Raw genomic sequence first — 15,000 nt, forward strand, 5'->3', positions numbered from 1 at the left:
GTGGTCTGGAATGTGCGGGCAGTTATACAGCGCGGCAATCACATGGAAAGACCCTCAGGCGCCGGCCTGAACCGCGGTGATCGCGTTCAGGATCGCCTCGCTGGTGGCGGGCGCGCGCAGCGGCGGGTCGACCTTGTGCTCGCCGGCCGCCGACACCGCATCGCGGATCGCGAAGAAGACCGAGAACGGCAGCAGCAGCGGCGGCTCGCCGACCGCCTTGCTGCGGTGGATCGAGTCCTCGCAGTTCTGGCCCTCGAACAGCCGCACGTTGAACACCGGCGGGCAGTCGTTGGCGGTCGGGATCTTGTAGGTGCTCGGCGCGTGGGTGGTCAGCAGGCCGGTCTTCGGATGCCAGACCAGCTCTTCGGTCGTGAGCCAGCCCATGCCCTGGATGAAGGCACCCTCGACCTGGCCGATGTCGACCGCCGGGTTCAGCGACTTGCCGGCATCGTGCAGGATGTCGGCGCGCAGGAGCTTCCACTCGCCGGTCAGCGTGTCGACGACCACCTCGCTCACGGCGGCGCCGTAGGCGAAGTAGAAGAACGGCCGGCCGAACATCTTGTCCTTGTCCCAGCTGAGACCCGGGGTGGCGTAGAAGCCGTCGGACCACAGCTGCACCCGGTCGAGGTAGGCCTCGCCGACCACGGTGCCGAAGGGCAAGGTGCGGCCGTTGACCTCGACCTTGTCGTTGGCGAAGCGCACCTGCGACGCCTCGCCGCCATGGCGCGCCGCGGCGCAGGCGGCCAGCCGTTCGCGGATCTGGCGGGCGGCATCCTGTGCCGCCTTGCCGTTCAGGTCGGCACCCGTCGACGCCGCGGTGGCCGAGGTGTTGGCCACCTTCTGGGTGTCGGTGGCCGTCACCCGCACGCTCTCGAAGCTGACGCCGAGTTCGTGCGCCACCACCTGCGCCACCTTGGTATTGAGGCCCTGCCCCATCTCGGTGCCGCCGTGGTTCACGAGGATCGAGCCGTCGGTGTAGACATGGACCAGCGCACCGGCCTGGTTGAAGTGCTTGACGTTGAACGAGATGCCGAACTTGAGCGGCGCCAGGGCGATGCCGCGCTTGAGCACCGGGCTCTTCGCGTTGAAGGCCGCGATCTCCTCGCGCCGCGTGCGGTAGCTGCTGGTGGCCTCGAGTTCGGCCACCAGCTCGTGGATGATGTTGTCGCTCACCAACTGGCCGTAGGGCGTGACGTTGTTCTCGCCCTTGCCGTAGAAGTTGACGCGCCGCACGTCGAGCGGATCGCGGCCGAGTTCGCGCGCCACGCTGTCGAGGATGTTCTCGATCGCGATCGCGCCCTGCGGCCCGCCGAAGCCGCGGAAGGCGGTGTTGCTCTGGGTGTTGGTCTTGCCCGAGTAGCCGTGCATGGCGACGTCGGGCAGCCAGTAGGCATTGTCGAAATGGCACAGGGCGCGGGTCATCACCGGGCCCGACAGGTCGGCCGAGTGGCCGGCGCGGGAGACCATCGAGATCTCGGCCCCGAGGATGCGGCCCTCGTCGTCGTAGCCGACCTCGTATTCATACCAGAAGCAGTGGCGCCGACCGGTGATCATGAAGTCGTCGTCGCGGTCGAGCCGCAGCTTGACCGGGCGCTGCAGCTTGCTGGCGGCAACCGAGGCCACGCAGGCGAACAGGGCCGACTGCGACTCCTTGCCGCCGAAGCCGCCACCCATGCGCCGGCACTCGACATGCACCTCGTTGGCCTGCAGGTGCAGCGCATGCGCCACCAGGTGCTGCATCTCGCTCGGATGCTGGGTCGAGCAGTAGACGTGCATCGCGCCGCCCTCCTTGGGGATCGCATAGCTGATCTGCCCTTCGAGGTAGAACTGCTCCTGCCCGCCGACGTCGAGCTCGGCCTTCAGCCGATGCGGCGCCCTGGCGATCGCGGCCTGCGCGCCGCCTTCGTTCGTGCTGCGCACCAGGTGCATCGGCGGCACCACGTACTGGCCCCTGGCATGCGCGTCCTGCGGCGTCAGCACCGGCGGCTGCGCCTCGATGTCGAGCGCGTCCTTGGCGCGGGCCGCGGCGCGGCGGGCGGCGTCGCGGGTCTCGGCGATCACCGCGAACACCGGCTGGCCCAGGTAGCGGATGTCGCCGCTGCACAGGATCGGGTCGTCATGGACGATCGAGCCGCAGTCGTTGCTGCCCGGAATGTCGGCGGCGGTGAGCACCGCGACCACGCCTGGCATCGCCCGGATGCCGTCGAGGCGGACGCCCGTGAGCCGGCCGTTGGCCACCGGCGACAGGCCCAGGGCGCAGTGCAGCGTGCCCGCGAGTTCGGGGATGTCGTCGATGTAGGTGGCCTCGCCGGCGACATGGAGCTGGGCCGACTCGTGCGGCCGGCTGATGCCGACGCGGGCGCCATCGTCATGCGCGCGGGCCTCGGCCTTGGCGTCGATGCGCGCGGCCGTGTTGGTCAGGTAGTCGGCGAAGGCCTCGGCCGACTGGAACAGGCTGGGATCGAGGGGTTTGTTCATGTCAGGCTCCTTGCACGGCGTCCAGGGCGACGGCATGCGGCATCACGCTCCAGACGCTGGTGGCTGCCACCGGCAGCGGGTCGTTGGTGCGCGTTTCCAGCCACAGGCGCTGCAGCAGGTTCTGCGCCACCTGCAGCCGGTAGTCGGCGCTCGCGCGCATGTCGGTCAGCGGCTTGAAATCCTGCGCCAGCGCCAGCTTGGCGGCGTTCACGCTGGCCTGGGTCCAGGGCTTCCCGGCCAATGCGGCCTCGGCCTGCGCGGCGCGCTTGACGGTGGCTGCCATGCCGCCGAAGGCCAGGCGGATCTCTTTCACCACCTCGCCGTCGAGCGCGATCGCGAAGCCGCCGCACAAGGCCGAGATGTCGCAGTCGAAGCGCTTGCTGATCTTGTAGGCGCGCAGCTGGCGCCCGAGCGCCGACAGCGGCACCGCCAGCCCCTGCACGAATTCGCCCGGCTCGAGCTTGTTCTTCATGTAGTCGACATAGAACTCGGGCAACGGCATGCGGCGCACGCGCTCGCCGCGACGCAGTTCGATCTCGGCGTCGAGCGCCATCAGCACCGGCGGCGAATCGCCGATCGGCGAGCCGTTGGCGACATTGCCGCCCATGGTGCCCGCGTTGCGGATCGGCGGCGAGGCGAAGCGCAGCCAGACATCGGTCAGGCTCGGCGCCCGCTGCACCAGGGCACTGAAGGCGTTCTCGAGCGAGGCACCGGCGCCGATGTAGAGCTCGGCCGCCGCGCCGCTGCCGCGCTCCTCGATCACCTTCAGCTCGGCCACGTCGCCGACCGAGATGATGTCGCCGAGGTCGCGGAACTGCTTGTTGACCCAGAGCCCGACGTCGGTCGATCCCGCGAGCAGTTGGGCAGCCGGCTTGGCTTCGCGCAGCGCGGCGAGTTCGGCCAGCGTGGTCGGCGCATGGAAATGGTCCAGCCGCTGGCCCAGGGGCGCGGCGTAGTCGAAGGTGGCGTCGTGCTTCAGGCTGGCGAGCGCCTCGACCACCGGCGCGGTGTCCAGCCGCACGCCAGGCAGGTCGAACATGCGCTGGCCGGCATCGAGGATCGGCCGGTAGCCGGTGCAGCGGCACAGGTTGCCCGACAGGTCGTCGGCCAGCTGCTGCCGGGTCGGCTGGGTGCCGCCTTCCTGGTGGTGCTCGTAGGTCGACCACAGCGACATCACGAAGCCGGGGGTGCAGAAGCCGCACTGCGAGCCATGGCAGTCGACCATCGCCTGCTGGACCGGGTGCAGCCGCTGCACCGGGTGTTTCTCGTGCCGCGTCGCATCGTGCCCGTGGCCGCACTGCGCCTTCAGGTCCTCGACCGTGAACAAGGCCTTGCCGTGCAGGGTGGGCAGGAACTGGATGCAGGCATTGACCGTCGACAGGCGCAAGCCGCCGACCGCGCCCTTCTCGCCCGGCTCGGCCAGTTCGCCGATGACCACGGTGCAGGCACCGCAGTCGCCCTCGTTGCAACCCTCTTTGGTGCCGGTGCAGCGCACGTCCTCGCGCAGCCAGTCGAGCACCGAACGGGTCGGATGGACGCCGCCGACGTCGACGATTCGGCCGCGATGGAAAAAGCGGATCGGTTGGGTGCTCGGGGTCATGCGCATCTCGTGGGTGGGTTCTGTCAACGCTCTGGAACGATCAAAAATCGGGCCATGTCGAAGTTAGTACTTTGCCGCATGCCATGCATACGGTCCCACCCATAGCGCCTATGTCGTGCCCGGTATGTGACGATAGGGAAAACCCTTGAAGTCGCCGGGCCCGGGAGGCGCCCTAACCCGGCCGGAGGTCGAAGCAGCAACCGGCGTAGTAGGCGGCGTCTCCGCCCTCGACGAAGGGCACCTCGATCAGCTTGCCCTCATTGCGCCAGGCATCGCGCCGCACGTAGCCCGCCTCGACCAGGTCGGCCATCAGTTCGTCGTATTTCTGGATTCGGTAGGGGCAGAAGCCGAACCCGAGGCTGTGCACGGTGAAGATCGTTCGCTCGGGATGCACCGTCGTGGTGTTCAGGATGATGCGCTTCGGCTTGACTGGCAGCGCGGCCAGGATCTGGGGCATGCGTTCGGGCAGGAACTGCAGGCAACCCGAAATGAACAGCACGTCGAAGCCGCTGGCTTCCTTGTAGTCGCTGGTGAAGCTCAGTTCCTCGCCGATGCCGCGCTCGGCCGCGATCTCGCGGCCGGCCTGGATGACGCCTGCGACATCGCAGGTCCTCCAGCGCATGCCCGACGGGTAGTTGAGCACGCGACGGAACGCGTAGTACTTGATGCCGGCATGGCCGCCGAGGTCGAACACGGAGCGCAAGCCGTCCTCGAACGAGCGGGCGATCCAGAACAGCCCCGGGTAGTCGTAGAAGAAGATCTTCTGGCTGAACAGCCGGCGGGCCTCCGCGGCGTTGTCGAACCCCATGGGCTTGGACGTCGGTGCCGCCGCGGCAGCCGCTTCGAAGCTCTCGTAGGAGCCCATGAACAGGTGCTCGTCGACGTTGTCGATGAACTTGCGGCGATAGGCGGCCTCGCGAAACGCTCGCGGCAGAAGGTTCTGAGCCATGCGGTCAGGCTCTCGCGCCCGCCAGGGGGGCGGGCTGGGTCGATGCGTCGATGACAGATGGATGTCGCATGCCTTCATCCTAAAAAAATATGTTCGAAATCGTAAACCATTGTCGTACTTCAAGTCAGATGATGTTCAGGCTCCCTCGCTGAACAGTTCGCGAATCACCTGCCGCAGCCAGCGGTTGGCCGCATCGCCCTCGAAGCGCTTGCTCCAGTGCAGCGAGACGCTGAAGTCGCGCAGCGGAAAGGCCGGCTCGACGATCGCGTAGCCGCCCTCCTGCGCGAAGCCGCGGGCGATGTTGCGCGGCATCACCACCGCGAGGTCGGTGGCCCGCACGATCGCCGGCAGCACCATGAAGTGTTCGGTGGTCAGCCGCACCCGGTCCTCGAGGTTGAGCAGCTGCAGGATCCGCAGGGTCTCGGCGTGGGTGCGCACGGCCACGTACTCGAGCGTCTGCAGCGCGTCGAGCAGCGCCCCGCTGTTGCGCCGGCCGCGCGTGAACGGATGGCCCGCGCGCAGCAGCACGATGTAGCGGTCGTTCAGCAGGTGCGCGCGCTGGGTGTCGCGCACCTTCGGCAGGAAGCCGAAGGCGAAGTCGATCCGGCCGTTGTCCAGCGCCGGGGCGATCTCGGCGGGCGGCAGCGGCAGCGTCTCCAGCCGCACCCCGGGCGCCAGCGCGCCCAGACGGGCCATCAGCAGCGGCAGGAAGCGGCCCTCGCCGATGTCGCTCATGTGGATGCGGAAGGTCTTCCGCGAAGCCGGGGGCTCGAAGCGATCGGGCTCGTTGAGCGCCTCCTCGAGGGTGCCCAGCGCCGCCTGCACCGCCACCGCCAGCCGGTCGGCGCGCGGCGTCGGTGCGACGCCGCCCGGCGCCCGCGTGAAGAGCGCGTCCTTGAGCAGCAGGCGCAGCCGGCCCAGCCCGTGGCTGGCGGCCGGCTGGGTGAGGCCCAGCGACTCGGCCGCCCGGCTCACGCTGCGGGCCCGGTAGACGGCGTCGAACAGCCGAAGCAGGTTCAGGTCGATCGAATCGATATGCATGGCGTTCATGTTGCTTAGTTTGATTATTTTATTGATGGCTGCTGACCGCCCCGCGACACTGGCGGCCGGCCGGCGAGCCGACCCCGGCGCCGCCCCGTCCACGCCACCCAAGCCCTCCGGCAAACAGGAATCCGTCTCTTGGAAGTCTCATTCAGCAAGGAAATCGAGGCCCTGCGCCTCGGTGCCGGCGACACCTTTCACGGCGAGGGCATCCTCGCGATCACCAAGGGACTGCTGCAGTCCGGCGTGGCCTACGTCGGCGGCTACCAGGGCGCGCCGGTGTCCCACCTGCTCGACGTCATGGTGCAGGCCAAGCCCTACATGGACGAACTCGGCGTGCATGTCGAGGCCTGCTCCAACGAAGCCTCGGCGGCGGCGATGCTCGGCGCCTCGATCCACTACCCGCTGCGCGGCGCCGTCACCTGGAAGTCGATCGTCGGCACCAACGTGGCGGCCGATGCGCTGTCCAACCTGTCGTCGCCGGGCGTCAAGGGCGGCGTGCTGATCGTGGTCGGCGAGGACTACGGCGAAGGCGCCTCGGTGATCCAGGAGCGCACGCATGCCTACGCGCTCAAGTCCAGCATGTGCCTGCTCGACCCGCGGCCCGATCTGGCCGTGATGGTGGACATGGTCGAGCACGGCTTCCGGCTGTCGGAGTTCTCCAACATGCCCTGCATGATGGAGCTGCGGATCCGCACCTGCCACGTGCGCGGCAGCTTCGAATGCAGGGACAACCTGCCGCCCGCCATCTCGACCCGTGCACTCATGGCGGAGCCCGCCGGCTTCGACTACATGCGGCTCGCGCATCCGCCCGTCACCTTCCGCCACGAGAAGCTCAAGGGCGAAGAACGGCTGCCGGCAGCGCGCCGCTACATCGCCGAGCACAAGCTCAACGAACTGATCCCGGGCACGCACGCCGACCTCGGCATCGTGGTGCAGGGCGGACTCTACAACGCGCTCATCCGCAGCCTGCAGCAACTCGGCCTGGCGGATGCCTTCGGCGCCACCGATGTCCCGCTGCTGGTGCTCAATGTCGCCTATCCGCTGGTGCCCGAGGAAGTGGCGGATTTCTGCGTCGGCAAGCGCGCGGTGCTGGTGGTCGAAGAGGGGCAGCCCGAATACATCGAGCAGGAGATCGCGACCTTGCTGCGCCGGCGCGACATCCAGACGCCGCTGCACGGCTGCGACATGCTGCCGGCCGCCGGCGAATACGGTGTCGAGGTGCTGGCCACCGGCGTCGGCCGCTTCGCCGAGCGCTACCTGCCGGACCATGCGCACGGCTCGGCCCGCACCTGGCTGGCGGGCAACATCGACCGCCGCGCCGCGGTCGCGACCCGGCTCGACGCCCCGCTGCCCATTCGGCCGCCGAGCTTCTGCATCGGCTGCCCCGAGCGGCCGGTGTTCGCAGCGCTCAAGCTGGCCCAGCAGGACAGCGGCCCGGTCCACATCGCGGCCGACATCGGCTGCCATGCCTTCGGCACCTTCGAGCCGTTCTCGATGGGGCATTCGATCCTCGGCTACGGCATGAGCCTGGCGAGCCGCGCCGGCGTGTCGCCGATGATGCAGCGGCGGGCGCTGTCGATCATGGGCGACGGCGGCTTCTGGCACAACGGCCTGCTCACGGGCGTGCAGAGCGCGCTCTTCAACGGCGACGATGCGGTGCTGCTGATCTTCAAGAACGGCTACACCTCGGCCACCGGCACGCAGGACATCATCTCCACGCCCGACGACGAGGTGAAGGAGCGCGCGGTCGACAAGCAGCAGAGCCTGGTCGACAAGAACCAGACCATCGAGGCCACGCTCAGGGGCCTGGGCGTGCAGTGGCTGCACACGGTCCACACCTACGACGTCGACAAGATGCGCAAGACGCTCAACGATGCCTTCACCAGCGACTTCAACGGCCTCAAGGTGATCGTCGCCGAGGGCGAATGCCAGCTCGAGCGGCAGCGCCGCATCAAGCCGTGGATCGCCAGCCTGCTCAAGAGAGGCGAGCGGGTGGTGCGCGTGAAGTACGGCGTCGACGAGGATGTCTGCAACGGCGACCATGCCTGCATCCGCCTGTCGGGCTGCCCGACGTTGACGATCAAGGACAACCCGGACCCGCTCAAGGTCGATCCGGTGGCGGTCGTGATCGACGGCTGCGTGGGCTGCGGCCTGTGCGGCGCCAACGCCCATGCCGCCACGCTGTGCCCGAGCTTCTACCGCGCCGAGGTGGTGCAGAACCCGAAATGGCACGAACGCCTGCTGCACGGACTGCGCGGCGCATTCGTCCGACTTCTCCAACCCGCATGATGAACCGCACCCAACCCACCACCCTGCTCATCTGCGCCCTCGGCGGCGAAGGCGGCGGCGTGCTGACCGAATGGCTGGTCGATGCCGCGCGCCATGCGGGCTACGCGGCGCAGAGCACCTCGATCCCCGGCGTGGCGCAGCGCACCGGTGCCACCACCTACTACGTCGAGGTCTTCCCGGTGCCGCTGGCCGAGCTCGGCGGCCGCCGGCCGGTGTTCAGCCTGAGTCCGGTGCCGGGCGCGCTCGACGCCATCGTCTCGTCCGAACTGCTCGAGACCACGCGCCAGATCGGCAACGGCATGAGCGCCCCCGAGCGCACCCTCGTCATCACTTCCTCGGCCCGCACCCTGACCACCGCCGAGCGCATGCAGCCCGGCGATGGCCGCGCCGATGCCGGCCGGCTGCTCGAGGTGGTCAAGGCCTTCAGCCGCGAGCACCACGTGTTCGACATGGGGGCCGCGGCGCGCGAGGCCGGCACGGTGGTCAGTGCCGTGATGCTCGGCGCGATCGCCGGCAGTGCACTGTTTCCGTTCCCGCGCGCGGCCTTCGAGCGAGCGGTGCGGGGCGGCGAAGGCGACAAGCCGAGCAAGATGGCTGCCGCCAGCCTGCGCGGCTTCGATGCTGCCTTCGACGCAGTCAACGCGCCGCGGGAGCAGGCCGCCATGGTGACTCGCCTGCTGGACAGCGCGAGCGGCGAACGCGCGCTGCCGACGCCCCTGCCGCCGTCCGTGGCCGCCCGGTTCCCGGCGCCGATGCACGACCTGCTCGCGCTCGGCCATGCGCGGGTGCTCGACTACCAGGACGCCGCCTACGCCGCGCTCTATGTCGAGCGCCTGGCCCAGGTGCTGGCCGCCGAGCGCGCGGCCGATCCGGCAGCCGCCCACGGCTACTCGACCACGCGCGAAATGGCGCGCTGGCTGGCCTTGTGGATGGCCTTCGACGACATCGTGCGGGTGGCCGAACTCAAGAGCCGCGCCAGCCGGGCGCTGCGCGTGCGCGGCGAGGTCAAGGCCGGCGACGACGACATCGTCAAGGTGTACGACCACTTCAAGCCCGGCGCCCCCGAGTTCGCGGCGCTGTTGCCGGCGCCGCTGGCGCATCGGGTGACCGCCTGGGACCGGCGCCGATCGACGCCCTGGGCGATGCCGCTGAAGGTCGGCAGCCATTCGGTGATCGGCATGGCCTCGCTGCGGCTGCTGGCCTCGCTGCGCTGGCTGCGCAAGCGCGGCAGCCGCTTCGCCGAGGAGCAAGCGCTGATCGTGCGCTGGCTCGACGCCGTCGTCGCAGGCACGCGCGCCGACTGGCGCCTGGGCCACGAGGTGGCGCTCTGCGGCCGCCTCATCAAGGGCTACGGCAGCACCAACGAGCGCGGCAAGGCCAACCTGCTGCACGTGATCGATCACCTGGCGACGGCGCCGCTGCCCGACGGCTCGCCGGCCGCGCGCGCCACGGCCATCGCGGCAGCGCGCGAAGCCGCGCTGGCGGACGAGGCCGGCAACGCGCTCGATGCGGCGCTGGTGCGCCACGGCGCGCCGCCGCGGCCGGTGGTCGCGCAGCCGATTCGCTGGATGAAGCGCAAGCCACCAGCTGCCGCCAGCCATCGCACCTGAACGCACGCGGACGCCGTCGGCGCCGTGCCAGAGACAAACAAAGAAAGAGGAGACGCCCCATGCAAGAAAAACGGACCGACCGCTTCCGGCGACGCCTGCTGCCCGTATGCGCCGCCATGGCCCTGGCCTTCGCGGTGCCGGCCACCGCGCTCGCCCAGGCCTGGCCGAATCGCCCCGTGAAGATCCTGGTCGGCTTCCCGCCCGGCGGCGTGGCCGACATCATGGCGCGCTCGATGGCGCCGCTGATGTCCGAGACGCTCGGCCAGCCGGTGGTCGTCGAGAGCCGTGCGGGTGCCAATGGCAACGTGGCGGCCGATGCGGTCGCCAAGTCGCCGGCCGACGGCTACACGCTGGCCATGACGAGCACCGGCATCGAGTCGGTGAATCCCTTCCTGTTCAGCAAGATGCCCTTCGATCCGGCGAAGGACCTGGCACCGGTCGCGGCCGCCGGCCGCATCCAGCTGTTCCTCACGGCCCGACCGGGCCTGCCGGCCAGCGACGTCGAATCGTTCGTGCGCTACGCCAAGGCCCACCCCGGCAAGCTCTCGTTCGGATCGGCCGGCTCGGGCAGCACGCCGCACCTGGTGGGCGAGCTGTTCAAGCAGAGTGCCGGCATCTACGCGGTGCACGTTCCCTATCGCGGCGCCGCGCCGGCGCTGCAGGACCTGCTGGCGAGCCAGATCGACTTCTTCTTCGATCCGGGCATCTCCTTCGCCAATGTGCGCGCCGGCAAGCTCAAGATGCTGGCGGTCGCCAGCGGCCAGCGCTCGCCCCTGTTCCCCGACGTGCCCACGCTGGCCGAGCGCGGCTACAAGAACATGGACTACGACACCTGGTTCGGGCTCTTCGCCCCCGCCGCCACTCCGCCCGAAGTGCGGCAGCGGCTCAACGAGGCCGTGAACAAGGCACTCGCCAACGAAGGCCTGCGAAGCCGGTTCCGGGACGTCGGCGGCGAAGCGACGCCGATGACGGCCGAGGCCTTCAAGGGCATCGCACGCAAGGAGACCGTCGTGTTCAGCCAGCTCATCAAGGACCGCGACATCCAGGCGGACTGACGCAGTCCCAAGGTAAACGCGAATGGCGGCACCCACACTGTTCTTATAAAACATAACCGGTTGCCTTCGTCACACACCCACCGATCAAGCCAGGAGATTTTCATGAACTCGCGCATCCGACCTCTCGCCGTGCTCGCCGCCGCGATGGTGCTTTCGTCCCTGCCGGCGCTGGCGCAGGACAAGCCGGTCAACCTCAAGATGTCGAGCTGGGTGCCGGCGCAGCATCCGCTCAATCCGTCGCTGCAGGCCTGGGCCGACGACATCAAGAAGGCCTCGAACGGCACCATCACCGCGACGCTGTTCCCGTCGGAGCAGCTCGGCAAGGCCTTCGACCACTACGACATGGCGCGCGACGGCATCGCCGACTTCGCCTACATCAACCCCGGCTACCAGCCGGGCCGGTTCCCGATCATGGCCGGCGCATCGCTGCCCTTCCTGTTCGCCAACGGCAAGGGCGGCTCGGCGGCGATCGACGAGTGGTACCGCTCCTACGCGGCCAAGGAGATGAAGGACGTGAAGTTCTGCTTCGCCTTCGTGCACGACCCGGGCACCTTCCACGCGCGCAAGAAGATCACGCTCCCGACCGACATCAAGGGCATGAAGATCCGCCCCGCGACCAGCACCATCGGCCAGATGGTCACCTCGCTGGGCGGCACCAACGTGCAGGCCTCGGCGCCCGAGTCGCGCGACATGCTGGAGCGCGGCGTGGCCGACGCGATCACGTTCCCGTGGGGCTCGATCGGCCTGTTCGGCATCGACAAGGTGGTCAGCTACCACATGGATGCGCCGCTCTACGTCACGCCCTTCGTCTGGGCCATGAACCAGAGCAAGTACGACAGCATGTCGCCGGCGCAGAAGAAGGTCATCGACGACCACTGCACCAGCGAATGGGCCGAGAAGGTCGCCACGCCGTGGGCCGACTTCGAGTTCGCGGGCCGCGCCAAGATCGCCGGCCAGCCGGGCCACGAGATCTACAAGCTCACGCCCGAGCAGTTCGACGCCTGGCGCAAGGCCACGGCGCCCGGCGAGGCGCAATGGGCCGAGGGCGTGAAGAAGGTGGGCCAGGACCCGAAGGCCGTGATGGACGCGCTCAAGGCCAGCCTGGCCAAGAACAAGTCGGCGCTCTGAGCCGGGCGGGGATCGAATGAACGACGCAGCCGCGCCGACCCAGCCCCGCGTGGGGGTCATGGACCGGATGATCAATTCCATCGAGTGGCTGGCCGCCATGTTCGTGGGGATCGTCGCGCTCAACATCTTCGTGGCGGTGGTGCTGCGCAAGTTCTTCAACACCTCGATCCCCGACTCCTACGACTTCGGCCGGATGCTGCTGGGCATCCTGATCTTCTGGGGCATCGCGGCCACCAGCTACCGCGGCGGCCACATCACGGTCGACCTGGTCTGGACCGCCGCCAGCCCGCGCATGAAGCGCTGGATCGACGTCTTCGCGACGCTGGTGCTGCTGTTCGTGGTCGCGGTGCAGACCGCCATGCTGTTCGACAAGGTGCGCGGCACCTATGTCGACAACGTGCTGACCTACGACATGAACATCCCGACCTGGCCCTTCTACGCGGTGGCCTGGCTCGGCGACGTCTCGGCCGTGGTGCTGATCGCGATCCGCACCTATCGATTGATCTTCCATCCTGAATTGCTCGAAGAGACCAAGCCTGAAATGAAAGCGGACGAATGAGCACCGATGCGATTGCAGTACTGGGATTCGTCGTCCTGTTCGCATTGATGCTGCTGCGGGTGCCGGTCGGCATGGCGATGGGCCTGGTCGGCGTCACCGGCTACGCCTGGATCGTCGGCCCCGGCCCGGCGCTCAAGCTGGTCGGCCAGACCTCGATGCGCACCGTGACCGACTACACCTTCGGCGTCATCCCGATGTTCATGCTGATGGGCGCGCTGGTGTCGGTGTCGGGGGTCAGCCGTGAACTGTTCAAGGCCGCGAACTCGATGATCGGCCATCTGCGCGGCGGGCTCGGCGTGGCCACCGTGCTGGCCTGCGGCGGCTTCGCGGCGATCTGCGGCTCGTCGGTGGCCACCGCCGCCACCTTCTCGGCCGTGGCCTATCCGGAGATGCGGCGCTTCAACTACCCGCAGTCGTTCTCGACCGGCGTGATCGCGGCCGGCGGCACGCTGGGTGCCATCTTGCCGCCGTCGACCGTGCTCGCGGTCTACGCCATCCTGACGCAGCAGGACATCGGCAAGCTCTTCATGGCCGGCATCGTGCCGGGCATCCTGGCGATGGCGATGTACGTGATGACCATCGCGATCATCGTGCGGGTGCGGCCCGACTGGCTGCCCGCCGGCCAGCTCCGGCCCTGGGCCGAGCGGCTGGCCGACCTGAAGAACGTCTGGGCGCCGCTGGTGCTCTTCATCTTCGTGATCGGCGGCCTGTACGGCGGCTTCTTCACGCCGACCGAGGCCGGCGGCGTCGGCGCCAGCGGCGCCTTCATCCTCGGCCTGCTGCGCCGCAAGCTCGACGGCCCGAAGATCCGCGAGGCGCTGCTGTCGGCCACCCGCACCGCGGCGGCGGTCTTCACGGTGCTGATCGGCGCCCTGCTGTTCGGCTATTTCCTCACCATCACGCAGAGCCCGCAGAAGCTCACCGAATTTCTCACCAGCCTGGGCATCGGCCGCTACGGCGTGCTGGCGCTGATCATGCTGATGTACCTGGTGCTCGGCTGCCTGATGGACGCCATGGCGATGATCATCCTCACCGTGCCGATCATCTTCCCGGTGATCGTCCACCTGGGCTTCGATCCGATCTGGTTCGGCGTCATCATCGTGATGACGGTCGAACTCGGGCTGATCCATCCGCCGGTGGGCATGAACGTCTTCGTCATCAAGAGCGTGGTCAAGGACGTGAGCTTCACGACCATCTTCAAGGGCGTGCTGCCCTTCATCCTCACCGACATCCTGCGGCTGGTGATCCTGATCGCGTTCCCGATCATCGCGCTCTGGCTGCCGACCAAGATGGGTTGAGAACGCCAGCCCGGCAGGCGACACAATCGCGCATGCATCCTTCAAACGCACCGACTTCCGCCTGGATCGACACCGACATGGGCTTCGACGATCTGGCGGCCGTGCTCACGGTCACGCAGACGCCGCCCTGGCGGGTCGACGGCATGTCGCTGGTGGCGGGCAATGCGCCGCTCGAAGTGGTGGTCGACAACGCCCTGCGCGCGGCCGCCTGCTTCGGCTGGGACTTTCCGATCCACGCCGGCAGCGACGGGCCGCTGGTCGGCGAACTGGTCACGGCGCAGAACATCCTCGGCGCGGACGCCATGGCCTCGGCCGGACGCAGCCTGCCGCGGGCGCGCGCCGCGCTGGCATCGAGCGACGCGGTGGCCGCCCTGATCGATCATCTCTCGGCCGCGGACCAGCCGGTCACGCTGCTCGCGCTGGGGCCGCTCACCAACATCGCGCGCGTGCTGCAGACCCGCCCCGCGCTGGCCGCGCGCATCGGCCAGCTGATGTGGATGGGCGGCAGCGCCGGTCCGGGCAACCATACCGCGGCTGCCGAATTCAACGCCGCGGTCGACCCCGAGTCGATCAATGCGGTGCTCGACGCCGGCGTGGCGCTGCACATGGTCGGCCTCGATGCCTGCCGGCAGGTGCGCGTGCACGCGGCCGACGCCGAGGCCCTGCGCGCCGCCGGCACCGACAAGGCAGAGCTGCTGGCCGACCTGCTGCTCGGCTATGTGCGCATCGCCAGCCCGGCGGGCGCCTTGCCGATGTCGCTCTACGACCCGACGGCCGCCGCTGCGCTGGTGGCGCCCAAGGGAATGAGCTTCCGGCCGGCCCACCTGGTGGCCGAATGCCAGGGCGAGCACACCCGCGGCATGACCGTGGTCGAGTGGCGGGTGCCGAGGCGCGCGGCGGCCAATGCGGAGGTGGCCAGCGTGGCCGACGAGGCCTTGCTGCGCCGCGTGGTGCTGGACGCGCTGGCGCGCGCTGCACGATGAACCCGCG

At 68.9% G+C, this 15,000-nt stretch carries 11 protein-coding genes; 7 read left to right on the forward strand and 4 right to left on the reverse strand.

All coding sequences use genetic code 11. The features are described from left to right. Positions 1-54: 54 nt before the first annotated feature. The 4 genes from xdhB to QTI68_RS32945 form a co-directional block, all read right to left on the reverse strand. Positions 55-2,478, reverse strand: a complete 2,424-nt coding sequence (gene xdhB / locus QTI68_RS32930; protein ID WP_286527757.1) for a xanthine dehydrogenase molybdopterin binding subunit — start codon at positions 2,476-2,478, stop codon at positions 55-57. Position 2,479: 1 nt separating this feature from the next. Further along, the gene (gene xdhA, locus QTI68_RS32935) at positions 2,480-4,084 is read right to left on the reverse strand and encodes a xanthine dehydrogenase small subunit (RefSeq protein ID WP_286527811.1); all 1,605 of its coding nucleotides are present in this window, start codon (positions 4,082-4,084) and stop codon (positions 2,480-2,482) included. Between the two features lie 166 nt (positions 4,085-4,250). Further along, positions 4,251-5,027 carry a methyltransferase, TIGR04325 family gene (locus QTI68_RS32940; RefSeq protein ID WP_286527758.1) on the reverse strand — a complete coding sequence of 259 codons (777 nt, stop codon included), beginning with the start codon at positions 5,025-5,027 and terminating at the stop codon, positions 4,251-4,253. Positions 5,028-5,162: 135 nt separating this feature from the next. After that, complete coding sequence (locus QTI68_RS32945; RefSeq protein ID WP_286527760.1) at positions 5,163-6,077, reverse strand: LysR family transcriptional regulator; 915 nt, start codon at positions 6,075-6,077, stop codon at positions 5,163-5,165. Positions 6,078-6,206: 129 nt separating this feature from the next. On the opposite strand from QTI68_RS32945, the gene QTI68_RS32950 reads away from it, so the two are divergent. The 7 genes from QTI68_RS32950 (at position 6,207) to QTI68_RS32980 (ending at position 14,993) form a co-directional block, all read left to right on the forward strand. Further along, on the forward strand, positions 6,207-8,360 hold the full coding sequence (locus QTI68_RS32950; protein ID WP_286527762.1) for a thiamine pyrophosphate-dependent enzyme: 2,154 nt from the start codon (positions 6,207-6,209) through the stop codon (positions 8,358-8,360). Next, complete coding sequence (locus QTI68_RS32955; RefSeq protein WP_286527813.1) at positions 8,360-9,970, forward strand: indolepyruvate oxidoreductase subunit beta family protein; 1,611 nt, start codon at positions 8,360-8,362, stop codon at positions 9,968-9,970. Before QTI68_RS32950 ends, QTI68_RS32955 begins: the two co-directional genes overlap by 1 nt. 59 nt (positions 9,971-10,029) lie before the next feature. After that, positions 10,030-11,025 (forward strand): Bug family tripartite tricarboxylate transporter substrate binding protein, encoded by a 996-nt coding sequence (locus tag QTI68_RS32960; RefSeq protein ID WP_286527764.1) that lies wholly within the window; start codon positions 10,030-10,032, stop codon positions 11,023-11,025. 144 nt (positions 11,026-11,169) lie between these two features. Continuing rightward, on the forward strand, positions 11,170-12,153 hold the full coding sequence (locus QTI68_RS32965) for a TRAP transporter substrate-binding protein (protein WP_286527814.1): 984 nt from the start codon (positions 11,170-11,172) through the stop codon (positions 12,151-12,153). A gap of 16 nt (positions 12,154-12,169) precedes the next feature. Beyond that, a complete protein-coding gene (locus tag QTI68_RS32970) occupies positions 12,170-12,712 on the forward strand; it encodes a TRAP transporter small permease (protein ID WP_286527768.1) in 543 nt (180 codons plus the stop codon). Beyond that, the gene (locus tag QTI68_RS32975; RefSeq protein ID WP_286527771.1) at positions 12,709-14,010 is read left to right on the forward strand and encodes a TRAP transporter large permease; all 1,302 of its coding nucleotides are present in this window, start codon (positions 12,709-12,711) and stop codon (positions 14,008-14,010) included. Before QTI68_RS32970 ends, QTI68_RS32975 begins: the two co-directional genes overlap by 4 nt. A gap of 32 nt (positions 14,011-14,042) precedes the next feature. Continuing rightward, positions 14,043-14,993, forward strand: a complete 951-nt coding sequence (locus QTI68_RS32980) for a nucleoside hydrolase (RefSeq protein ID WP_286527774.1) — start codon at positions 14,043-14,045, stop codon at positions 14,991-14,993. Positions 14,994-15,000: the final 7 nt, after the last annotated feature.

Source organism: Variovorax sp. J31P207, assembly GCF_030316965.1.
Taxonomy (GTDB): domain Bacteria; phylum Pseudomonadota; class Gammaproteobacteria; order Burkholderiales; family Burkholderiaceae_C; genus Variovorax; species Variovorax ginsengisoli_B.